The organism is Rhodoblastus sp., from assembly GCF_019449565.1.
Lineage (GTDB): Bacteria > Pseudomonadota > Alphaproteobacteria > Rhizobiales > Beijerinckiaceae > Rhodoblastus.
The window spans coordinates 11,563-34,178 of the sequence record NZ_JAGRPM010000061.1; the positions used below are offsets into that span (position 1 = coordinate 11,563).

Consider the following 22,616-nt stretch of genomic DNA (forward strand, 5'->3'; position numbering starts at 1 on the left):
GATGGCGCCGCGGGGATGATCGCGTCTTTTCGAAATCGGCCTCAGCCGCTCATTCGGGCGGCCGAATAAGACTTATTCGGGGAAAAATCCTGCGGAAGGGGTAGGCCGCATTACGCCTTTGGGCTGCGAAACGCCCCACGAGGCTCCGCGCGCAGCCTCCGGGCCGCTACGCCGCGCGCCTCATTCGCCGTTATGGCGCTTGAGCACATCCAGCAAAGGCGGGGAAGTCGCCAGCGCCTTGTCCGATTTCTGCGTTCCCCAGGAATAGGCGTAATCGAAGACGGGATGAGGGATCCTTTCGCGCCACAGGTCCAGAATACGGCGCAGCTCCTCGGGGTCAGGCAGGCGGTAGCCGCCGCCTTCGGATCGCCATTCGCCGCCGCCGAACGTCTGGTAGATGGGAACGACCGCCGCGTCGGATATTCCGATCCGCCGACCCGCCTCCACGAAGCGATCGATCATGGCGAAATCGCATTCCCGCCAGTCCCGCCGGCAAGGATAAGGCGCGATTCCGAACAGGTCGACATGGCTGTTGTCAGGACCGAGCGACGCGTCGAAAGCCGGCGCGGCGGAGGTCCCAATATTCATCAAGGCGACGAAGGTCGCGATTCCCGCGCGGCGCGCATGGATCCAGTCGGATTCGGCGCGCAGGCCCTCGGCCTTGCAAGGCCGCCGCCAGCGCCCCGACGGATCGGGATCGTCCATCAGGTAAAAGCCGAATAATTTCGGATGATCGATCACGGACTCGACCAGCCCGCGAAAGCGCGCGTCTGCGCCTTCGCACGTGCCGATCCACATCAGCCCCTTCACATCGCGGGGCAAGGAGTCCAAAGACTCGGCGCTCGATACATCCGCCAGATTGAAGCCGTAATCGCCCGGGACAAAGCGGCCCCCCGGATCAAAATTGCCATTCACGGCGAAATGGCGCGGCGCATTCGCGGCGTCGCCGGCGACACAGTTTCTTGCGCCACACGCCATCACGGCGATCAGCGCGATTGCGCCGAGCCATAATTTTCGCTCGCGCGACTCCATTGCGGTCTCCTGATGCGGACGCGGAATTTCGCGCACGAAATAAGCGTTCCGCGTCGTTCGCCACGGCGGAACGGACGGAGGTCATCCCGTTCCGACGGCGACTTCGCTGAATTGCGCGACAATGGCGCGCTCCGCCTTGCGGACATGGTCATCGAGCAATTCGCCATCCCCCGAACTGAGAGCCAGAACCTGCCGTCCGCGCCGGCTGAGCAGTCGGTCGATCCGTTGCGCGAGCGCCGCCTGTTCCGGCGCGTCGGAGCGCCTTTCCTCGAACAATCGGCCCACGCGGCCGGCCAGCTCCATGCGCCGGCTGATCCGTGTTTCGATATCCTTGACCGGCGCTTCGACGCGAATGGCCAGATCGGACTGCGGAACGACGTCGAGCAGCCCGCCGATCGTCGCGTCGTCAATGCCGGGCTGGACTTCGGCGATCGACGCGATGGCCTGGATATAGGCCTGATCGAAAATCCAGATTTTTCGATTCCGGGCCGCCTGGGCCCAGGCGTTGGACAGCCGCGCCAGATATTGCCGCATGCGCAGCGCGCGAAAGATTTCTCCCTGCGGCAAGGCCTGCGTCAGTTCGCTGGCCACGCGCCCGGAGCCGCCGGCGTTCGGCTTCTTCGCCACATTGAACATCAATTCACAGGCTGGAACCACCAGCCGGCGAAAGGCGTCGGAAAAGGGCTGCGGCGGAGGCGCGCCGGCGGGGGAGTTCTCGCCGGGCCGCGCGCTGAGCCTGAGTACGACCGGATAGCCGGACGCCCGCAGATGATTTGCGAGGCCGATCGCAAAGGTTGTCTTGCCGGACCCCGGCGGGCCAAAAAATTCGAGGATCAACGCCGCCTCCACTCACAACACATTCCACACGGCCTGTTTGACCTTGCCGGTTACATCTTCCAACGGCGCCCGGGCGTCGATGCGAATGATTTGCGCGCCCGGAAATTGCAGCCGTTCCAAACTGGCCAGGCGCTCCACGATCAGCGCCGGGTTCATGTCCGGCTCTCGCTTCTGGACGGTTTCAGGACCGACCTGGAGCTTGACGACCAGATCGGGCGGCGCGCGATGCGCGCGCATATAGATCGCTTGTTCGAAACGCCGCAGCCAGTCGGGCGCGGCGGGCAGCCGATAGAGCAGCGGACCGTCGTTGAAATTTTCGATTTCGTTTTGAGGATAGCGGTCGGTGACGACAATGAAGCCGCGCCGCGCCGCGCGCTGGATCGTGATCAGCTTGTGCCGTTTGTCGAGCGCCACGGCCATTGCCCAGACCGCGAACAGCGCGGAATAGACCGGGCCCGGAGGCCGATCGGAAATATTGCCATGCGACGCGCCTTTCGGCTTCGTCTTGATGAAGCGGGCGATCAATCCGGCAAGGGCCTTGAACGGCGCCAGGACCAGGGAAGGCGCCCCGTCGCCGGTGCCGAAATAGACCCTGACGACATCGATTTCGGGTCCGAGCCAATTGCGGATCGTTGTCGCCGCCGTGCTCTTGCCGGAGCCGTCTACGCCCACGAAGGCGATCACGAGGCCGCCACCCGGCGCGCGCCGCCCCCAGATGCGGGGCGTTCGCAGATGGCGCCGGTTGAAGGCCCCGAATAGAAAAGCCGCCGTCCGCGCCGCGCCGACCAGCGCCGCCTCGACGCCGCCACAACGGCGCGGCAGCGACAAGGCGCCGGCGACTTCCCGGCGTAAGCTGGCGGGCGCGCCCATCGGATCGTCAATGATCGCGCGGACGACACGCCCGGCGAGATCGCTGTCGAAAACTTCCTCGGCCGCGCTGCGCAAGCCGACGCTGTCGATCGCTGGCGCAAGCTCGGCGAAATCCGCGCGGAATTTCTGGTCGATCTGCTCGCGGCGCGCAATCTGGACCGGATCGAAGCGGCTGAATTCAAGCTGACGGCGCACGAATAGCAGCAGCGCCGCGTCTTCGGGGGCCAGCACGCGCGGATTCCGGCCGGGCAGGAGCCGGCTGCGCTCCAGAAACGCCGTTTCGCACGGCAGGCGGGCGTTCTTGAACAGGGAGGGACCGAGGATCAGCCGGAAATGGACATGGGCGTGGAGCAAGGCCCCGCTGACCGGATCGAAGCCCAGAAAGCTCGACATCGCCGGATCGTCCCGGCCAGGCCCGTCGGGCGCCGGCTTGAAGCCGCAATCGACGAGAATCTGCAGCGCCTGCTGGCGATCGGTCCGCGCGATCAGCAGATCGAGGTCCGAGCGGCCGGCATAGGCGTCGGGCAGGCGGCTCGGGCTTTTCCAGCTGCACCAGGCGAGATCGGCGCGCTCGAAAGCCTCGAACAGGCGCTCATAAAGGGGCGGGGGCGCGGGCCGATCATTCTCGACCCCATAGTCGGGGATAGCCATGGAAACGTTCATTCCGCCGCCCCCCCGATCATCATGCGCCGATCCGCGGCGTTGGGCTCGTCCTTGTCCTCCGGCCTGGCCTCCAGCGCCTGGTCCGGCGCCGGCCTCGTCAGCGAGACAATCCACTCCTGGCCGTCCGGCAAGCGCCGGGCGACCGCCTTGCGCAACGGCTGCAGGACGCGGAACGATTCCGTGCGAAGCGCGGTAAGCCGCGTAAACTGAGCTTCCCAGTTTATGGGGCCGAGAACGGATGGCGCTTCCGCATCCGTCAGTGCAAAAAAAACCTTGCGGCGCGGACGGCCAGCCCTCGACGCTTCCCCCGAGGCCGAGACTTCCCGTAGCGACGTCGCGACGTCCCGGTATTCCGTCGCGCCCGCCGCGACATTGAGAACGACAGAGTCCGCCAGCCTGACCATCACCCGCGCCGCCGGCGACGCCGAGGTCGAGGGAGCCGCCAGCACGATCCAGTCATAACAGCGGCGCATGTCTTGAAGCGTCCGGGCCAGCGCGCCCGAAGCCGCCTGCGCAAGCAGATCCGCGCGATCGGCGGCCAGCAGGCAGCAATGGATCTGTGCGCCGCCGCGCCGCGCCGCATCGGCGGCCTCGGCATATTGCGCGGCCATCGAGTCATGGTCGGCCACCGCGAGCAGCACGCTCTTCATGCGCGACGCCGCCAGCGCCAGGTCGAAGGCGAGATCGTTTTGCTGCGAACCGCCGGCCGGGGCGACCACCACTGTTTGTTTGGTCCTCGCGCCGGGCGCCATGAAGATATTGACAGCCATTTCTTCGATCGCCGCGTCGTAATTGGCCGCGTTCCTTTGCGACGATTTCATTTGGCCCGGCTGATACAGCTTCGGCGGCGCCGATCCGGCGACCGGAAAGGGGAAGGTCCGGCGCAGGTCGCCCGCGTTGCGAATGTGACGGTCGAGCCGTCCAAGCAGCAGCGCCAGCGCGACGCCAAACAGGGCGGAGGCGATGATCGCCGGAACGATGATGAGGATCGGACGCGCGGAGCTGGGCTGCTCCGGCGGGCGGGCCAGGGCGTAAACCTTGATGGGCGGCGACAACGCCAAAACTTGCCGGCGATTGGCGGCCTGACGCTGCGCCAGCGTCTGGTTCAGCCTTTCCGCGTCAAGCTCCTGCTGAAGGTCCGCGACGCGGGCGTCCGCCTTGCTCAGGGCGGCGGCGTCGGCGTCCGGGTGTCCATCCAATTCCTTGCGTTCGGTCAGGGCCTGCCGGTATTTGCCTTCAAGCTCGTCGATCCGGCGCATTTGGCGCGCCGACGCTTCCGCCGAGGCGTCGGGCGAGAGGCTTTCATCGACATAGGCCTCGGCGATTTCATTGGCCACGCGCGCCGCCACCTCAGGCGATCTGGCGGTGAAATTGACCGAGATCAGATGCGAGCGCAATTCCTGCATCACCTTGAGGTGACGCTCGACGTCCAATGCGCTCTTGAAGCGGCCGCTGAGCAATTCGTCATTGTTCATTTCCGCCAGCGCGCGGTCGAGATGCGCCCGCGAGGTCAGCATGGCGATATGGGTGTCGATGGCGCTGTCATCGGCGCGACGCGCGCTGTCGGCGGTTTCGCTGTCGTTGTAGATCAGCAGCGCCTTGGCGGTGTAGCGCGGCATCAGGATCAGAGCGGAGAAGATGGCGAGCGCCGCGCCGACGCCGATGCAGATCAGCACCAGCTTCCTGCGCTCGATCAGGGTCTGGATCATGCCAGCGAAATCGACGCGCGAGCTTTCGCCCGACGGAAACCCGTCGTCACGCTCGGTCTCGAAAGCCCTCTGTGTCGGGACGGCTGCAATCCTGTTCATCCCCGACGATATCTTGAGTCGCCTTGTCATGCTTCCATCCTCGCGCGCAGGCCAGACGTCAAATAAGGTCTGGCCGCCCGGCGAAGGACGTTTTCAGGTTGCGACGACCGCGCGCTGACGAGAGCGCCGCAAACCAGAAACCAGACAAAGGGATGCCGAAAAACGACATGGAAACTGCCGAAAGCGTTGATGGCGAGCAAGGCCGCCACTATTCCGTCGGCTCCGGCGCGCCAGGCGCGCCAAAGACCCAGGCCGACGATACAGAGATAGGCGCATACCGCGAGCAGGCCGCCTTGCACGAAGAGTTCGAGCAGCGTGTTATGCGCTTCGAAATTGGGGGCCAGCCCCGCCGTGGGATGCTGCATATTCATGGGCTCATTGCCCGAGCGCCGGCCAGCCAGCACGATATTGGGGATTTCGAGATGCGGCCCCGGCCCGAGGCCGAGCAGCCATGAATCGGCGCCGCGTTGCAGAGCCTGTTTCCAGAGCTCGAAGCGGACCGAGGAATCTTCCAGTTCGTTCCGGCTGTCGCGCGCGAGGCCGCTGGCGTCGGGCAGAAGATTGCCTCCTTCACTGATCACCGGCAGCGTGACCAGCGCGACATAGACGACCAGCGCGCCGGCCGCGGCGCTGAAGGAAAGCGCCGGAATTTGCTGCCGCTCAAGCCGCAGCAGCCAGCGCGACGCCTTGGCCGTCAGGAAAAAGCCCAGGCCCGCGACGACGACAATGACATAGGCGTTGCTCTTGGCCTGCCAGCCGCCGACCACTGCCAGGACGCAGCAGAAGATCGCAAACGCGCGGCGCGAGCCGGATTCGACATCGGCGAGGTGAAGCGAGAAAAACGCCATCAGCAGGCAAAGCAGCGCGAACTGATTGGGGTTCGAGGTCCAGCCGCGCATGCGGTCCCAGTACCAGGGGTCGATCTCCGTAAAAACGAACAGGCCGGCGGCGTTGGCGAGCTGTAAGACCAGCAGGACCGTGCCCGAAATCACGATCGCCCATTCTATGCGCCTCACGCGTTGCGCGGCGGCGGGGCCGAGCGTCAGCATCAGGCAGATCACAGCCACCAGGCCATCCGCGACGATGTCGTGCAACCCGAGCGAGGCGTCGAAATGAACGCCCGATGCGATGGTTCGGATCATCCCGAGGCAGAGAGCGAATGCGAACATCGCCCAGAAAGCCGAGATCTCCATGCTGGCCCGGGTCACGATCCATTCCGACCGGATGAACTTGCACGCGAACATTCCGGCGATCCAGGACGCCAGCAGGATTTCGCCCGGCCCGGCAAAGGACGTTTCCGACCGGAACTGCGTCGTCATCGCCAGCAGCATGCCGAGCGCGAGCGTCCAGTCCAAAATCCGATCGAAGCGTGAGACGGGCATGAGGTTGAACTTTCCCTGTCGTCGGCGAGGCCAGGCTTGGCGCTCTATTCGGCGGCCTGGCCGAATGTCGGCCCCGTGGCGGGCGGCTCGGCGAGCGCGCGCCGCAGACGCGCCCTCGTCAACAGGCGCTCGTAAAGCGCGGCGTGGCGGTCCACGACATTGTCGAGACTGAAGGTCCGCCGGATGAGCGCCGGGCCGCGCGCGCCCATTGCGGAGGCCGCCTCGCGGTCGTCAAGCAATGCGATCACGCGGTCGGCCAGCGCGCGCGGATTGCGCAATGGCGTCACCAGGCCGCTCCATTTGTCCTCGATCACTTCCCGGCATCCGGGGATATCCGACGCGACGATCGGCAGGCCGGCCAGCGCCGCCTCCATCACGGCGCGGGGCACGCCTTCGGCATATTCGGTCGGGAAGGCGAAAATATCGGCCATTGCCAGCAGCGAGGGCACGTCGCTGCGCGAGCCCGGGGCGACGACATAGCCGGCGTGGCGCTCGAATTCCTCGGCGCGCATGGCGAAGGGGCCTTCGCCCTCGCGCGGGCCGACGATCAGGAATTTGACGTCCGGATGAGTGGCGTGAACCAGCTCCGCCGCCTGAAGCAGCGCGGGAATTCCCTTCTGGCGCGTCACGCGGGTCGCCGTGATGACGACCGGCGAGTCGCCCAGCCCCAGCTCCTTGCGCAAAGCCTCGCGCGAGGGGCCCGCGGCCCGGGCGCGCTCGAACCCTTCGACGTCGATGCCGGCGCCGGGGATGATTTCCGGCTCGCTGTCGCCCAGCAGATGATTGTCGGCGAAGAATTTGAAATCGCCATTATGCTCGAACACGGTCGCGCTGGCCGCTTTCGCCGCCCGCCGCTGCAACGGGTGATAGAGGCAGCGCAGCGCCAGGGCGCTCGCGGAACGCGACGAATAGATCCAGCCGCGTCCGTTGATGGTCCGCACGAGATTGGTGCGCAGGTCGCGCGGCGCGGCCAGCGCGACCATCACGCTGAGCTTGCTGTCGAAGCAATGCGCCACATCCGCGTCCACACTGGTCAGGAGCTGCGACAATTCCCGCATGCTTCCGAGATCGCGCAGCGGCGAGACGAAGCGGCCAAAATGGATCGACCTGAACGGCACGCCCGCTTCCGCGAAGGGCTTGGGGTCGCCGCTGGCCGCCGCCGTTACGCGATAGCCTTTCGCCTTCAGTGCGAGCATGAAGGGAAGCCGCATGAAATGATCTTCGCCGCCGATGAAAAGCAGATGCGCAGGCACGGGGCTTCCCTTCTCTTTTCTGTGGCGCAATGCGCCATTGCTCGAAAAAATGCTCGGTCCGAAGCGGCGTGGGGTCAATCTTCCCCTTGGCTTGCGCGGCGCCAAATGGGCGGAGACGAAACGGCCCAGCTATCGCCAAAGGAGGCCGCCGCTACGCCTTAAGAGGTAGCCGCCGGCGCGACGCCATCCAGGGCTTCGGCCTCGCGCTTCGCCAGCCGCGACTTGAATCCCGCCCAGACAAAAGCCAGTCCGGCCAGCGTGCCAGCCGCGCCCGCCGCCGACATCAGCCAGATCGTCGCCAGCGCGCCAATGTCCATTCGGGCGCCGAAGAAAATCGCGCCGAAGACCAGCGCGCAGGTGCTCAGTTCGGCCGTGAAGCGCATGATCTGGAATCGATAGATCGAGGTGATCTCGACGAAAGGCGCGGCGAGCGCCTGCGCCGCGGCGAAGATGGAAAAGGCGAAGCAGATCTGACCGGTCGCCGCCCATTTGGCGCCGAGCAATAGGCCGGCGAAGGATGGCGCCAGCGCGCCGAAGGCCAGGATCGGAAGGCAGACGAAAACCACGCTGACCAGAAGGATCTTGCGCGCGAGGGCCTTGACGGCGCGCGTTCCGGCGCCGCCGCAGACTTCGGAGGTGAATATGTGGCCGAGCGACAGCGAGATGACCGCGACCGGCGCCAGAACCAGCCGGTAGGCCATGCCGACCAGACCGGCGATCTCCGCGCCAAACAGCGAGCCGAGCAGGATCGGCGGCGCATTGGAGACCATCTGCGACGCGACATGGGCCGGCATCACATAAAGCGGAAAGCGCCGGTTTTCCTCGGCCTTGCGCCTGAGTTGCGACAGCGGCGGGCAGAAGACTTCCCTGACCTCGGAAGCGCGCAAGGTCCGCAGGAGGATGAAGCTGGAATAGAGAACATGGCTGATCAGATGGGCGACAATGAGCGAAACGGCGGAACCGCCCGCAAGGCCAGCCGCCAGTTGCAGCGCTGTCATCGTCGTGGGCTGCATGAAACGCGCGAGCGCCAGCGTTTTCATGGCGTTGCACCGCACCGCCCAGGCGGAGGTCGCCGCCCATAGGCCCGCCAACAGCACGCCCAGCGGCGTCAGTAGGCCAAGGGTCGCGGAAGCCGGCGCCAACGCGCCCGGCAATCGCGCGCCGAACTGGTTCAGCGCGGCGGCGGCGCAGAGCGACAGGACCAGAATCGTGACCATCGCCAAAGCCAGGATCGGGCGCGCGTGTTCTCGCGACGCAGCGCCGTAAAGCGCCGAATCGAACTTGAGCCCTGCAATGGGTCCGCAGATATTGACGATGGACAGATAAATCGTGAACAGGCCGAAATCGGCGGGCGTGAATTGGCGCGACAGCAGCGGCAGCGCCAGGACGAAAGTCAGCTGGCCTGCGGCGGTCATGCCCGACAGACCTGCCGCCTTGCGCGCCAGCGGACCGAAGCGTGCGAAGAGATCTCGACGGGCGATCAGCCGCATCGGATGGAATTCGCTTGCTCTCATTTGATGAGAAGCCCCAATCGATCGCTCGGTTGCGCGGGCGCCTTCGCATCGGCCAGCGCCGGCGGCGCGTGGCGCGCCGTCAGGGCGCCTAGCGTCATAAAGATGATCTTCAGGTCCGCACGCAGTCCGATCTCGTCCAGATAGTTCTGGCAGAGCTTGAATTTCATCGGCATCAGCGTTTCGCGATAGAAGCGCGCGGGATCGCTCGCGCCCTCCAGCAGCGCGCCCTCGTCGCGCAGAACGATCGAGGCGTAATCGGTGACGCCCGGCCTGACCGACAGCAGGATCTCGCGCTGTTGCGGCGTGTAATGCGCCATGAGATCCGGCGTTTCCGGCCGCGGCCCGACCAGCGACATTTCGCCGACCAGCACGTTGAACAATTGCGGAAGCTCATCGAATTTGGAGGCGCGCAGCCAAGCGCCGACCCGCGTGATGCGCCGGTCTCCATTGGCGGTGAAATTGGGCCCGGCGCCTTCGGCGTCAGCGCGCATGGTCCGGAATTTCATGATGCGGAATGGAGCGCTATGGCGTCCGACGCGGGTCTGCCGGAAAAACACGGGACCGGAACTGTCGCATTTGATCGCCGCCGCGATCGCCGCGAATAGCGGCAGGCACAGGGCTAGGCCGCAGGAAGCGGCGCAGATGTCGAACAGGCGCTTCAGCGCGAGGCTGCGCCGGGGCTGCGGTGGAAGCGATGGCGGGCGTTCGCCCGCTTCCGAATCGAGAGCTTCGTCCATGGCGTGTCACCCAAGTTCGTCATGCAGGAGCGAGATGACCTGATCGGCCTCTTCCCGGGTCATGGTCGGAAACAGCGGCAATGTCAGCGCGCCCTCAAAATAGCGATCGGCGTGGGGAAATTCACCGGCTGCGCCCGGCCGCCCGCGCCAGAAACTCATCTGATGCAGCGGGCGGTAATGAACGGAGACGCCGATGCCGGCGTCGCCCAAACGGCCGATCAGCTCGTCGCGGCTGCGGCGCGCGCCAGCGTGGACGCGGATCGGAAAGAGATGCCACGAATGCAGGCCATTGCCAGGCGCGGGTGGCGGCAGGTCGAGCGGCAGGCCCGCCAGCGATTGCAGATAATATTCCGCTATGGCCTGCCGCCCCTGCTGAAATTCATGGACGCGGCGAAGCTGCTCGACGCCGATCGCGGCGGCGAGATCGGTGAGGTTATATTTGAAGCCGGGCGCGACGATGTCATAGGACCAGCTGGCGCCAACGCGGTTGAAACGGTCGAAGGCGTCACGGTCCAGTCCATGCGTGCGCATGATGCGCGCCCGCCGCGCGATTTCGGGATTGCGCGTCACCAACATGCCGCCTTCGCCGGTGGTGATCGTCTTGTTGGCGTAGAAGCTGAACACGCAGGCGTCGGTGTCCCAGGCGCCAATCAGCCGGCCATGCCGATGCGCAGGCAAGGCGTGCGCGGCGTCTTCGATGACCTTTAACCCATGTTCGCGCGCGAAGGCCCCAATGGCGTCGAGATCGCAGGGCCAGCCGCCGAAGTGGACCGGCACGATGGCCTTGCAGCGCGGCGTCAACCTGCGCGCGGCGTCTGCGAGATCGATGGTCAGGGTGACAGGATCGACATCGACCAGCACCGGCTCGGCGCCGAGGTGCTGGAACACCGCCGCGGAAGCGGTGAAGGTCAGCGTCGGGACAAGGACTTCGTCACCCGGCCCGATTCCGCAGGCCTCCGCCGCCAGATGCAGGCCGGCGGTGGCGGAATTGACGGCGATGGCCTCGACGCCGCCGCCGAGGAATTCTGCGAAGTTCTGCTCGAACTCCTGACATTTCCGGCCTGTGGTCAGCCAGCCGGAACGCAGGACTTCGATGGCCGCCAGGACCTCGTTTTCACCGATCGACGGACGGAAGAAAGGTACGGACATGCGGGCGCCCCGAAATTGCTTCATCTGATTCAGATTGCGAGTTTCCTGGTGCGGGCGTTAGTTCGCTTTCAGGCGTCGCCGACCGCCTTTTGTATCGCAACTACGCCTTTGGGGCGCCGGAGCATCCGCAAAGTGGGCGGAACGAAAGCCCTTTGCGACTATATTTTTTAAAGCGCGACGGCTCCTATCATTGAATTCGCTGTTCGACCGCGAACGCGCCCTTTGTTCAGCCAGCTTCGCCTGTCCGACCGGAGGAATGCGTTTCCGCCCCGAACGGATCAAGCGCCCCACTGCCAGATCAGGGGCGGTCCAGAATGCACTCGGAGATTGCGCAATGTCTTCACGTCGTCTTTCCGATCTTCGTCTGGCGGATGCGTCCAGCGTGGTCAAAACGCTCGGTCAGAAAGCGTTGACGCCCCTCTCCGGAGAGAAGGACGTTTCGAATTACAGCTCCAGCATTTCCGGCCGCCGCGTGATGGTGACCGGGGCCGGCGGCTCGATCGGCTCGGAACTGGTCGCGCAGATCGCCATGCTCGGCCCGGCCCATCTCGTTCTCGTCGAAGCCTGCGAATATAACCTCTATCAGGTGGGGCAGACGATCGAACGCCTTCGGCCCGCATTCAGCTTGACCGCCAGCATTTGCGACATTCGCGACGAGGACGCCGTGCGCAACCTCTTCGTGCGGGAAAAGCCCGAGATCGTCTTCCATGCCGCGGCGCTGAAACATGTGCCGCTGCTCGAAGATCATAATGTCATCGAGGCGGCGCGCACCAATGTTCTCGGGACCAAGATCGTTCTCGATCTCTGCTGCGCTTTCGGCGCGGATTTCGTGATGATCTCGACCGACAAGGCGGTCAATCCCTCGTCCTGCATGGGCCTGACCAAGCGCGTCGCGGAAGTTTACGTCCATGATCGCGCCAAGCGCTTTTCCGGCATTCGCACCAGCCTCGTGCGCTTCGGCAATGTTCTCGGCTCTTCGGGCTCGGTGGCGCCCTTGTTCCAGAAGCAGATCGAGGCGGGCGGCCCCGTGACGGTCACCCATCCGAAAATGACCCGCTATCTGATGACCATCGACCAGGCGGTCCGGTTGACGCTGGCGGCGTCGAGCCTGCCGCAGCAGGGCTTTTCGCTCTATGTGCTCGACATGGGTCGCCCTGTCCGCATCGTCGACATGGCGATCGAAATGATCAAGCGCGCCGGTCTGCGCCCCTTCCTGGACATCGACATCCAGTTCGTCGGGGTCCGTCCCGGCGAGAAGCTGCACGAAGAGCTGAGCTATGACTGGGAAGAACTCCTGCCGACGCCGATCGCGGGCGTCCGCTCCGCCAAGCCGCGCTTCGATCCGGAGCCCAAATTGCACCTGATCGACTCGTTGCTCGCCGCCGCGACCGCGCGGGACGCCAAATGCGTGAAGCAGGCGCTGGTCGAAATCGTGCCGGAATATGTCGGGGCCAAGCGGCGGGTGGAGCGGCAGAGGAAGACCAAGATGTGGACGCCGCCGAAGCAGCTGCAAACGCAGCCGCTCGAAATCGTGTCCGCGCCCGCGCCGACGCAACTCAAGGCGCCAGTCGGCCCGCCGATTGAGCAATTGCCGTTGCCCCGGAAAATCCGTCTTGCCGGCGCCGACCGCCGATAATGGAGGCCGTCATGTCTCGGATCATGTCTCGGATCATCCCCTGGCCCTCGGCCCGAACCCTGGCGCGCAAAAAAGCCTTCTTGCGCGCGATCTGCCTGCCCGCCGGTCTCGCCTGCTGCGTTCTTGCGACAGGCCTCGCCCGGGCGGGATCTGGCCCCCAGCCGCAATATCGCGTTCACGCGGGCGACGTCGTCGAGGTTTCGGTCGCCGGCCTCCCGGAACTGCGGATGCGCGGCGCAGTCCAGACCGATGGCGCGATCTCGCTGCCGCTGCTCGGCGCGCTCAATGTCGCCGGCCTCACGCCGGCTGAAATGCGCAAGACCATCCAGCGGGCGCTCGCGCAAAAAATCTATCGCCAGCATGCGCCCGACGGGCGCGAATTGCTTATCGTCATCCAGCCGGACGAAGTCGGCGCGGCCATTGTGGAATATCGCCCGATCTATGTGAATGGCGACGTGGCCAAGCCGGGAGAATTGACTTACCGTCCGGAAATGACCGCGCGCCAGGCGATCGCGCTCGCGGGCGGCGTCGATATCGCGGCGCTGCGTTCGCAGAATCCGGCGATGGAGGCGGCGGCGGTCAGGGGCGAAGTGGACTCGCTCTCCATCGAGCTCGCCAAGGCGGACGCCCGCCTCGCGCGCGTCTCCGCCGAGCTGGACGGAAAGGAAGCGCTTGCCGCGCTGAAACTGCAGGGCCCGGCCGTGTCCTCGGCCGAACTCACGCGAATCCGGCAAGGCGAAGACAATATCATGCAGGCGCGCCTGGTTGATTATCGCCGCGAACGCGACTTTCTACGCGGCTCCATCACCCAACTCGGCGAGCGCACGACGATTCTGGAACGGCAACAGCGCGAGGAAGAGGAAGGCGCACGCGCCGATACCGAAGACCTCCGCCGGATGATCGACTTGCTTGCGAAAGGCAATGTCGCCAATCCGCGCGTGCTGGAGGCGCGCCGGGCGCTGCTGCTGTCGCAGACTCGCGCGTTGCAGGTCACGGACGGGCTGTTGCAGATCAAGAAGCAGTCGACGGATCTGGTGCGGCAGCTCCAGCATTTCGAAGATAACCGCAAGACCGAATTGCTGAAGGAACAGCAGGAGGCCGCCGCCACGGCGAGCATATTGAGGATCAAGCGGGACGCCGCGCTCGACAAGTTGAACCTGCTGTCGCTCGCGCGCTCGCGGCTCTCCGTCGACGACGCCTCGAAAGTCGAGATTCAGCTGGTGCGGAAGGAAAATGACGCCTCGACCCGGCTTACGGTCGATGGCGATTATCCACTGGATCCGGGCGACGTTGTCGAAATCGCCGTCAAGGCGCATTGAAGTTGAAATAGTCGCCGGAAGCAGCCTGAGCTCCGCTTCCGGGCGACGGACCAATTCAATGTTCGGCGGAGCTCCCGCCGCTTCGCCTTCCCGCGAGGGATGCAGGCTGGGCGCTTCCCAAGGCGCCGGCCCGGGCCAAGTCGGCGCCCTTGATGGCGACGTCTGTACGGTTCCGGGCTTGCAGCTTCCGCATGATATGCCGGACATGCACCTTCACAGTGCTCTCGCACATGTTCAGCTCATAGGCGATCACCTTGTTGGGTTTGCCCTGGCGGATCGCCTGGATGACCGCGAGCTCACGGCTGGTGATGCCGCTGGCCGCCGTCGCCTCGGGCGCGGCCGCTGGCGTTTGCCGCGCGGCGAGGAGGCATTGCACCGGGACATAGGTTCCGCCGGCGCCGACAAATCGCAAGGCCTCGACGAAGATGTCGAAACCTGAACTCATCGATATATAGCCATTGGCGCCCTGACTCAGGACCGTGAGCGCCTTGTCGAGGTTGTCAGCCTCGGCCAAAACCATGCAGCGCAAAGGCGGGTCGAGGTCGATCAGGGCCGCGAATTCGGAATCGGCCTCTTCGTCGGACATGGAGACGATGGACAGCACCACAACCGTCGAGCGGTCATAGGAATGCGGCTGCGTCAATTCGGAGAGGCTTCCGCAGGAAACGATATTTCCTTCCCAGTAATCTGCGACGCTGCGATGCAGACAGCTACGAAAAAAGGCGTTGCGCTCGATAACGATGATTGTGTTGGACGTGACAGACCGACCATCGTCGGAATCCGTTTCGCCAATGAGATCCTTCGTGCTTTCGGCCGGCGGCAACTGATTGTTCCAGCCTTTGCCGGCTGCTCCTTGATTGTTTCTGAACATCGCGTCCCTCCCATACGCAATTACTTCCGGGGATAAGTTCCCCAACTCACGCGCTCGATGACCTGAGCGCATTCTTTTCAAAATCGCGCTTTGCGTCGCGACGTCTGTTCAACAACGGGATTTGAGGAAGGCAGGCGCGCAATCGAAAATTGCGCGTTTTATCATGACGTTACACGGCGTCTGGAAATGCGCGACGTTGATGTTTCGAAGGCGATAACCACCTTCCCCGCGCGCACCGGCCTAGCCGGCGCGACCGCATCTATGTCGGCCTTTCCGTTCTTTCGCTCGCATAAGGCGCCGAATTACAGGAATCCGCGCGACTTCACTCGCTCCGGATCATTGTGCCCCCTCACGCACCTGTAGCTGGAACAAACGGTTCGGCTTTTTTTCAAACCGCTTGGTCTGTTCTTCTTCCCATTCGTCAACCTTCGCCTGTGTTAAAATGCCCTTAATGTCTTCGGGCCCCTTTGGTTAACTATGCAAAATTAACGAGTTATTAATCAATTTCGTAAAGGATGAAGTCAGAAATACCGGCAGCAAGTACCCCTCTTGGCGCCGTGACTGAATCGCCCCTCGGCGCTTTGGTAACGACGTCTGGACCAGGCATTGACTACTTAAGTGTTATCAACGCTCTGCCGTTACGTCATCGAACGGTCATAATTCGATAGGGCACATTAGCACGAAAAAATTTTTGTTAAATGCCATTCTTTTTCGGCACTTGGGGCTGGCTTTTCGTCTTAATTTGCGCATTAGCGATAACGCAAACACAACCGATTCGTTGCAACAATTTGAATAAATTACCAATTTTATGCGTGTAGCGTGCGTGTCCGCAGTACAAAAAAGCCTTTTGGCCAGGCTGATGTAACGCGCGAATACCCAAAAGACGTACCTCAAATTACGTAAGGTAAATCGGCGTCGTATAACCATTTCGACTTACTCACAGGGGCGTTTCAGCAGGCGGATGGCCAAAGCGGAGCTAATTTATGGCAAAGCTTTAGCTATGAGAGTTGCTTTTCGTTCTTGCGTCAACGCGTTAACGAATTTTTCCCGATGGATCGCGCGCTCGACTGGCCTTCGCCGGACCGAATCGCGCCAGAGGTCGCGACGTGTTCGTTGGGCCGCGAGACTCCGATTTCGGGGGCGTCGGGCAGTCTGCGGCATATCGTCCGCGCCGTGGCGAGACCGGCTCACCGCACCGCAGCATATCGCCTGATTCTCACAGCAAGATTCTGTCCCTGGAGACAAAATTTGAAAAATCCGCCCAAGCTGTGATCCAAAAATAACAAATAGCATCAAAATGATAAATAGCTCGGCTACTTAAACTTTGCCGTTAACCATACTATTGCAACGCACAATTTCCTTTGCCACAAAAATGGCTGTTAATTACACAGGTTGAGGTTACGAATGTCACAATTTGGCCGGAGTTGAGCACGAGTTTCGGCGCGTCGGGGGGCACGTACGTCGAAAGGCGTACCGATTCGAGGAGCTACAATGACAATAACTGGTCCCGATACGACTCTGCATTATGCAGCGAACGGAAGTCTCGTGAATGGCGTCTATGCGCCTGCCGTTGATGGCTTCAATCTCGCCGATGTCAGTTCCGCGGCTGAGCTCAATGAGTTGCCGGCGGGGGTCAAGGGCCTCGTCTATCTCGGCATGACCGATGGCGTGACTGCCGCGTTCAAGGCGGTGGTCGACGCATGCAAGGGCAATCCCAATCTTTATGGGTTCTATCTTGTCGACGAGCCGAATGGCGACCCGACGATCGCCGCCAATCTGAAGGCTGAGGCGGCCTATATCCACGCGAATCTGCCCGGCGCCATCACCTATATGACCGAGCAGAACCTGAGCGCCGACACCAGTCCGACGTTCTATTACACGCCCGCCAACACGGGCATCGATCTGTTCGGGCTGGATCCTTATCCGGTCAACACCAATGTTCCGAACAGCCTTGACTACAGCATCATCCCCACCGCCGTTGCGGCGGCTGAAAAGGCCGGCATTCCGCTTTCGGCCATCGTGCCGGTCTATCAGGCCTTCGGCGGCGGCGGCTATCCGACCTATATCCTGCCGACCGCCGCGCAGGCGCAGCAAATTCTCGCCACATGGGCGTCGGTCGTGCCGAATCCGGCTTTCGACTACGCCTATAGCTGGGGCGTGCAGCTCAACGATACGGCGCTGAGCAACGATCCTTCGCTGGCCGCAGTCTTCGCGGCTCACAATGCGTCATCCGGCACAACGTCGACGACCACGACCACGACCACGACCACACCGACCGCCCCGTCAACGCCAACCGCCCCGTCAACGCCGACCACGGTCACGGCCGCGCCAACGGTGAAGATCACCAGCGTCGGCGCGACGACCACGCAGGCGAGCCAGACCATTACCGGAACGGTCGATCTCGCCGACGCCGGCTCGACGGTCAATGTATTGGACGGAACGACGAAAATCGGCTCGGCCACGGTCGCGGCGGATGGAACCTGGTCGGCGAAGGTCACGCTGGCCAATCAGGGCGCCAATGTGCTGACCGCGACGGACACCAATTCCGGAGGAACTGGCGTGTCCAATGCGGTGACCTTCTCGCTGACGACTACGACTTCGGCGACGACGACCCCAACCACCCCGACGACCCCGACGACACCCCCGGCATCTTCCTCGGCCATCGCGCCGACGGTCACGATCGCGGATACATCGCTGGACGTTACGGGCCGCGGAGGCAAGGTGGATCTGGGCGTCAGCGTCACGGCGCCTGATTCCGCTTCCGACGTCACGGTCACGATCAAGGGCCTTCCGCGTTATGAATCGATCACGGATGGTCTCGGCGATCGCTTCCACGGAAGTTCGATCACGCTGACCAAGGCGCAGGTCGACAGCGGCCTGACGCTCACGTCTTTTTACCGTGGCACGGGACATCCCGTCGCGACGCTGACCATTACGGCGAGCGACACGGTCGGCGGGGTCGCGTCTTCCTCGGCCAGCCAGTCCATCGTCGTAACCGACCCGCCGCCCGCCACCTCGGGGACGACCTCATCGGCGACGACCGGCAAGGTTGCGCTGTTGAACCAATATATCGCTAGCGGATTCACCAGCGACACGCCGGCTGCCGCCATGCAGTTCGACGCCGCGGCGCGGTTCGGCGGGAACGACTCGTTCCTGGCCAGGCCTCACCACTAGCAGTCCCGGTCCTACCGGATCCCGTGGGCGGCGCCGCCGTCCACGGGTCGGGGACACAAACCAGCGTTGTTTGTTTCGCGTCCCCAGTCGTTGAGCCCAATCCGGCCTCAGCGCTCCTGAAGCGCATCTTCCCTTGGCGAAGGCGCAGTCCGAAACACAAGCGAGAAGAAACGATACCGGATGGATTCACGACAGGATAATGCGCAAGCGCTGGACCCCGGCGCCTTTGCATTGGCGATCTTTCTTCGCCTTCATGGCGTCGCCGCCGCTCGTCCCGATCAGATCAAACGCCAGGCCGGCGAAGATCCTCTGGGCGTCAACGACATCCTGAAACATTCCCGCGCCTTCGGCGTCAGGGCGCGCGCGCGCATGATGGATTGGGCGCGGCTGACGCAGGCGCAATTTCCGGCGATCGCCGCCTTGCGCGACGGCGGTTTTCTGGTGCTGGGCAAGATCAGCGACGAAAATGTCGTGGTCGTGCGCCCCGTCGCGGAATCGCCAAAGCCGGAACTCCTGACGCGTGCCCAGTTCGAAGAGGAGTGGAGCGGACGCGTCCTGCTAGCCGACCGGCGCAGCCTCGACTGGAAGCCGATCGCGGACCAGTCCGTTGCGGGCCTCAAGCGCTTGTTCGCGAGCGCGGCCGGGCGTCTCGGCGAGGCGACGACAAGCCTGCGCAAAATCGCGGGCCGGAACGCGGAGAGCCCCGAGCCTATTTCCGTTCCATCCGGCGAAGCGCCCGAAGGGGATTCTGAATCCGGCCTCGGCGCGCTGGTTCTCCTGCTGGGATGCCACGGCATCGGCGCCGATCCGGCGCAAATCAAGCATCGGCTTGGCGTCGCGCGTGTCGGCGTCGTCGAAATGTTGCGCTGCGCCAAGGACCTGGGCCTCAAGGCGAGCGCGCGCGCGACCAATTGGGATCGCCTGCCGCGGACGCCGCTGCCCGGCATCGCCGTCCTGAAAGATGGCGGCTTCCTGATCCTCGGCAAGGTCGGCGACGACAAGGCGCTGGTGCAATATCCCTCCTCGCCGCGTCCGGAAACGCTGTCGCGCGAGGAATTCGAGGCGATCTGGGACGGCCGCCTGGTGCTGATGGCCCGCCGGTCGCCGCTGTCGGAGCTCAATCGGCGCTTCGACATCACCTGGTTCCTCGGCGCCGTTCATAAATATCGCCGCCTGCTCGGCGAAGTTCTGATCGCATCCTTCTTTCTCCAGCTCTTTGCGCTCGTTTCGCCGCTGTTCTTCCAGGTCGTGATCGACAAGGTGCTGGCCCATCGCAGCATGAGCACGCTGGACGTGCTGATCGCAGGCCTCGTCGCCGTGACCCTCGCCGAGGGCGTTCTCGGCGCCTTGCGGACCTATCTGTTCACGCATACGACCAATCGCATCGACGTCGAACTCGGCGCGCGGCTGTTCAAACATCTGCTGGCCTTGCCGATCGCCTATTTCCAGGCGCGTCGCGTCGGCGATTCGCTGGCGCGGGTGCGCGAACTTGAAAACATCCGGCAATTCCTGACCAGCTCGGCGCTGACTCTGGTGGTCGATCTCGTCTTCACCTTCGCCTTCCTGGCGGTGATGTTCTATTATTCGCCGTTCCTGAGCTGGCTCGTGCTGGCGTCATTCCCGCTCTATATCGGGCTTTCGGCAGGCGCGGCGCCCTTGTTCCGCCGCCGCCTCGACGAGAAGTTCAAGCGCGGCGCGGAGAACAACGCCTTTCTGGTCGAATGCGTCTCGGGCGTCGAAACGCTCAAGTCGATGGCGGTCGAGCCGCAGATGCAGCGCCGCTGGGAAGAGCAGCTGGCGGGCTATGTCGCGGCGAGCTTCCGCGTCCTCAACCTGAACAATAACGCCAGCCAGGCGGTGCAGACGATCAACAAGCTGGTGACGGCGGCTACTCTTTATTTCGGCGCCAAGCTGGTGATCGGCGGCGATCTGAGCGTCGGTGAACTTGTGGCCTTCAACATGCTGGCCGGCCGCGTCAGCGCGCCCGTGCTGCGGCTCGCGCAGATGTGGCAGGAGTTCCATCAGGCCCGCCTCTCGGTCGACCGGATGGGCGACATTCTCAACTCCGTGCCGGAGCCGAGCTTCAGCCCGGGGCGCGTCGCGCTGCCGACGATCCGGGGCGAAGTCACCTTCGAACATGTCAGCTTCCGCTATCGCGTCGACGGCGCGACGACGCTGGATGACGTGCATTTCTCGGTCAAGCCCGGCGAAGTAATCGGCATTGTCGGCTCCTCTGGTTCGGGCAAGAGCACCTTGGCCAAGCTGGTCCAGCGCCTTTACGTTCCCGAGAAGGGGCGCGTGCTGGTGGACGGCGTCGATCTCGCCATGGTCGACATCGCCTGGCTAAGGCGCCAGATCGGCGTGGTCCTGCAGGACAGCACCCTGTTCAACTGCTCGATCCGCGACAATATCGCGCTGGCCGATCCGGCCATGCCGATGGAAAAGGTCATCGCCGCCGCCAGTTTTGCCGGCGCGCATGATTTCATCCTCGAACTGCCCGACGGCTATGACACGGTGGTCGGCGAGCGCGGCGGAACCCTGTCGGGCGGCCAGCGGCAGCGCGTGGCCATTGCGCGCGCTCTTGTCACCGACCCGCGCATCCTGATCTTCGACGAAGCGACCAGCGCGCTGGACTATGAAAGCGAACGCGCCATCCAACAGAATATGAAACGCATCGCCGCCGGCCGGACCGTGTTCGTCATCGCGCACCGGCTCTCGACCGTGCGCCAGGCCGACCGCATCCTGACCATCGAGCATGGGCGCATCGTCGAGGACGGCACCCACGAGCAGTTGATCCGCCAGAACGGCCGCTACTCCAAGCTCCACCAGATGCAGGGAGGAGCCTGATGTCTTCGACCAATTTGAAGGTGGTCCCCTTCCCCAGGAAGGCGCCGACGCGCAGCGCGCATGAGATCGCCTTCCTGCCTGCGGCGCTCGAAATCACGGAAACGCCGCCCTCTCCGATCGGCCGGGCGATCGGCGCCACCATCGTTGGGATCTTCTGCTTCGCTCTGGCGTGGGCCTCGATCGGCCACGTCGACATCATCGCCAGCGCGAGCGGCAAGATTGTGCCGAGCGGGCGGACCAAATTGGTCCAGCCGTTCGAGACCGGCGTCGTCAGCGCCATTCACGTCCACGATGGCCAGAAGGTCAAGGCGGGTGAAGTGCTGATTGAACTCGACCCGACCATGAACAGCGCCGAGCACGAACATATCAGGGGCGATCTGATCGCCGCCGCGCTCGAAGTCGCGCGGCTGCGCGCCGCGCTGGCCTGGAGGACCGGCGCCGTTTCCGATCCGCTCGACGGTTTTCATCCGCCGCAAGGCGCGAGCCCGGAGCAGATCGAGACGCAGCGGCAATATCTGATCAGCGAGACGTCGGAGCAAACCGCCAAGCTCGCGGAAATCGACCGCCAGCAGGCGCAGAGGGAGGCCGAGCGCGCCACCGTCGCCGCCGGCATCGCCAAGCTGGAGGGAACGGTCCCGGTTCTGCAAGAGAGAGTCGATGTACGAAAAGGCCTGTTCGACAAGGCTTTGGGCAGCAAGCTGGTCTATCTGACGGAATATCAGGACCTCGTCGGCATGAAGCTCGACATCGGCGTGCAGCAGAGCCGGCTGCGCGAATCCGAAGCGGCCATCGCTTCGCTACGCGAGGCGCGGCAGCGCACGGAAGCTGAGTACCGCCGGACGATCTACACCGACCTCACCAAGGCGGAGTCGCGCGCCGCGGGCGTGGCGCAGGACGCCGTCAAGGCGGAGCAAAGGACGAAGCTGCAACGCCTGACCGCGCCGGTCGATGGGGTGGTGCAGCAGCTCGCCATTCATACGGTCGGCGGCGTGGTGACGCCCGCCCAGGCGCTCGCGGTCATCGTTCCGGAGGATAGCGCGCTCGAGATCGAAGCCATGCTGCCCAATCAGGACGTCGGCTTCGTGCATCCGGGCCAGGAAGCGGGCATCAAGGTCGACACCTTCAACTTCACCCGCTACGGCCTCATTCGCGGCAAGGTCTTGAGCGTGTCGCAGGACGCCGTGGCGCAAGCGGCCCCTCAGGGCAAGTCCGGCGAGGCCGCCGAAGGCGCCCCGACCAACTCCAGCGAGCGCAAGGCGCAAGCGCTCGAATATGTCGCCCGCGTCTCGCTCGACAAGACGCAGATGGAAATCGACGACGAGGCGGTCAAGCTCAGCCCTGGCATGGCGGTGACGGTCGAAATCAAGACCGGCTCGCGGCGCATCATCAGCTATCTGTTGTCGCCGCTCGAAAAGCACCATCAGGAGTCCCTGCGCGAGCGGTGAGATTGGCAAGCGTCGGCGTCTGGCGCGCCGGGCGCGCCCCCTTCATAATGGTCCCGGTCAGCAGAAGCTGCCGGGACCA

The 22,616-nt window shown here is 64.0% G+C and carries 15 protein-coding genes; 5 read left to right on the forward strand and 10 right to left on the reverse strand.

The features are described from left to right. Positions 1 to 180: 180 nt before the first annotated feature. The 9 genes from QZ409_RS14230 to QZ409_RS14270 form a co-directional block, all read right to left on the reverse strand. On the reverse strand, positions 181 to 1,032 hold the full coding sequence (locus QZ409_RS14230; protein ID WP_296712565.1) for a hypothetical protein: 852 nt from the start codon (positions 1,030 to 1,032) through the stop codon (positions 181 to 183). Positions 1,033 to 1,113: 81 nt separating this feature from the next. Beyond that, the gene (locus QZ409_RS14235) at positions 1,114 to 1,869 is read right to left on the reverse strand and encodes a hypothetical protein (RefSeq protein WP_296712567.1); all 756 of its coding nucleotides are present in this window, start codon (positions 1,867 to 1,869) and stop codon (positions 1,114 to 1,116) included. A gap of 12 nt (positions 1,870 to 1,881) precedes the next feature. Beyond that, complete coding sequence (locus tag QZ409_RS14240) at positions 1,882 to 3,390, reverse strand: hypothetical protein (protein ID WP_296712570.1); 1,509 nt, start codon at positions 3,388 to 3,390, stop codon at positions 1,882 to 1,884. An 8-nt stretch (positions 3,391 to 3,398) separates the two neighbouring features. Continuing rightward, positions 3,399 to 5,240, reverse strand: coding sequence for a Wzz/FepE/Etk N-terminal domain-containing protein (locus QZ409_RS14245; RefSeq protein WP_296712572.1), 1,842 nt, complete (start codon positions 5,238 to 5,240; stop codon positions 3,399 to 3,401). Next, entirely contained in the window at positions 5,237 to 6,592 is a 1,356-nt protein-coding gene (locus tag QZ409_RS14250; RefSeq protein ID WP_296712575.1) for an O-antigen ligase family protein, read from the reverse strand. The genes QZ409_RS14245 and QZ409_RS14250 overlap by 4 nt, the downstream gene beginning before the upstream one ends. Positions 6,593 to 6,636: 44 nt before the next feature. Continuing rightward, positions 6,637 to 7,845 carry a glycosyltransferase family 4 protein gene (locus tag QZ409_RS14255; protein WP_296712576.1) on the reverse strand — a complete coding sequence of 403 codons (1,209 nt, stop codon included), beginning with the start codon at positions 7,843 to 7,845 and terminating at the stop codon, positions 6,637 to 6,639. A 158-nt stretch (positions 7,846 to 8,003) separates the two neighbouring features. Beyond that, entirely contained in the window at positions 8,004 to 9,359 is a 1,356-nt protein-coding gene (locus QZ409_RS14260) for an oligosaccharide flippase family protein (RefSeq protein WP_296712580.1), read from the reverse strand. After that, positions 9,356 to 10,096: a sugar transferase gene (locus tag QZ409_RS14265; RefSeq protein WP_296712582.1), complete on the reverse strand. Its 741-nt coding sequence runs from the start codon at positions 10,094 to 10,096 to the stop codon at positions 9,356 to 9,358. Before QZ409_RS14265 ends, QZ409_RS14260 begins: the two co-directional genes overlap by 4 nt. 6 nt (positions 10,097 to 10,102) lie before the next feature. Continuing rightward, on the reverse strand, positions 10,103 to 11,245 hold the full coding sequence (locus tag QZ409_RS14270; protein ID WP_296712583.1) for a DegT/DnrJ/EryC1/StrS family aminotransferase: 1,143 nt from the start codon (positions 11,243 to 11,245) through the stop codon (positions 10,103 to 10,105). Between the two features lie 334 nt (positions 11,246 to 11,579). Here QZ409_RS14270 and QZ409_RS14275 point away from each other — a divergent pair, with 334 nt between their 5' ends. Continuing rightward, positions 11,580 to 12,881, forward strand: coding sequence for a polysaccharide biosynthesis protein (locus QZ409_RS14275; protein ID WP_296712584.1), 1,302 nt, complete (start codon positions 11,580 to 11,582; stop codon positions 12,879 to 12,881). A gap of 11 nt (positions 12,882 to 12,892) precedes the next feature. Further along, positions 12,893 to 14,200, forward strand: coding sequence for a polysaccharide biosynthesis/export family protein (locus tag QZ409_RS14280; RefSeq protein WP_296712586.1), 1,308 nt, complete (start codon positions 12,893 to 12,895; stop codon positions 14,198 to 14,200). Between the two features lie 55 nt (positions 14,201 to 14,255). Here the strand turns inward: QZ409_RS14280 and QZ409_RS14285 are convergent, their stop codons facing one another. Continuing rightward, positions 14,256 to 15,071, reverse strand: coding sequence for a response regulator transcription factor (locus QZ409_RS14285; protein ID WP_296712588.1), 816 nt, complete (start codon positions 15,069 to 15,071; stop codon positions 14,256 to 14,258). A gap of 1,491 nt (positions 15,072 to 16,562) precedes the next feature. Between QZ409_RS14285 and QZ409_RS14290 the strand changes: the two genes are divergently transcribed. The 3 genes from QZ409_RS14290 to QZ409_RS14300 all read left to right on the forward strand — a co-directional run bounded on the left by QZ409_RS14290 (position 16,563) and on the right by QZ409_RS14300 (position 22,537). Then, the gene (locus tag QZ409_RS14290) at positions 16,563 to 18,245 is read left to right on the forward strand and encodes a hypothetical protein (RefSeq protein ID WP_296712590.1); all 1,683 of its coding nucleotides are present in this window, start codon (positions 16,563 to 16,565) and stop codon (positions 18,243 to 18,245) included. A 180-nt stretch (positions 18,246 to 18,425) separates the two neighbouring features. Beyond that, positions 18,426 to 21,092: a type I secretion system permease/ATPase gene (locus QZ409_RS14295; protein ID WP_296712593.1), complete on the forward strand. Its 2,667-nt coding sequence runs from the start codon at positions 18,426 to 18,428 to the stop codon at positions 21,090 to 21,092. Next, entirely contained in the window at positions 21,092 to 22,537 is a 1,446-nt protein-coding gene (locus tag QZ409_RS14300) for an HlyD family type I secretion periplasmic adaptor subunit (RefSeq protein WP_296712596.1), read from the forward strand. The genes QZ409_RS14295 and QZ409_RS14300 overlap by 1 nt, the downstream gene beginning before the upstream one ends. Positions 22,538 to 22,616: the final 79 nt, after the last annotated feature.

What these genes read in the sequence shown, in the direction of transcription:
- QZ409_RS14260 (WP_296712580.1), bottom strand. Translation starts at nt 9,359, where the DNA reads ATGAGAGCAAGCGAATTCCATCCGATGCGGCTGATCGCCCGTCGAGAT.
- QZ409_RS14285 (WP_296712588.1), bottom strand. Translation starts at nt 15,071, where the DNA reads ATGTTCAGAAACAATCAAGGAGCAGCCGGCAAAGGCTGGAACAATCAG.
- QZ409_RS14250 (WP_296712575.1), bottom strand. Translation starts at nt 6,592, where the DNA reads ATGCCCGTCTCACGCTTCGATCGGATTTTGGACTGGACGCTCGCGCTC.
- QZ409_RS14275 (WP_296712584.1), top strand. Translation starts at nt 11,580, where the DNA reads ATGTCTTCACGTCGTCTTTCCGATCTTCGTCTGGCGGATGCGTCCAGC.
- QZ409_RS14280 (WP_296712586.1), top strand. Translation starts at nt 12,893, where the DNA reads ATGTCTCGGATCATGTCTCGGATCATCCCCTGGCCCTCGGCCCGAACC.
- QZ409_RS14270 (WP_296712583.1), bottom strand. Translation starts at nt 11,245, where the DNA reads ATGTCCGTACCTTTCTTCCGTCCGTCGATCGGTGAAAACGAGGTCCTG.
- QZ409_RS14265 (WP_296712582.1), bottom strand. Translation starts at nt 10,096, where the DNA reads ATGGACGAAGCTCTCGATTCGGAAGCGGGCGAACGCCCGCCATCGCTT.
- QZ409_RS14295 (WP_296712593.1), top strand. Translation starts at nt 18,426, where the DNA reads ATGGATTCACGACAGGATAATGCGCAAGCGCTGGACCCCGGCGCCTTT.
- QZ409_RS14290 (WP_296712590.1), top strand. Translation starts at nt 16,563, where the DNA reads ATGACAATAACTGGTCCCGATACGACTCTGCATTATGCAGCGAACGGA.
- QZ409_RS14230 (WP_296712565.1), bottom strand. Translation starts at nt 1,032, where the DNA reads ATGGAGTCGCGCGAGCGAAAATTATGGCTCGGCGCAATCGCGCTGATC.
- QZ409_RS14245 (WP_296712572.1), bottom strand. Translation starts at nt 5,240, where the DNA reads ATGACAAGGCGACTCAAGATATCGTCGGGGATGAACAGGATTGCAGCC.
- QZ409_RS14240 (WP_296712570.1), bottom strand. Translation starts at nt 3,390, where the DNA reads ATGGCTATCCCCGACTATGGGGTCGAGAATGATCGGCCCGCGCCCCCG.
- QZ409_RS14300 (WP_296712596.1), top strand. Translation starts at nt 21,092, where the DNA reads ATGTCTTCGACCAATTTGAAGGTGGTCCCCTTCCCCAGGAAGGCGCCG.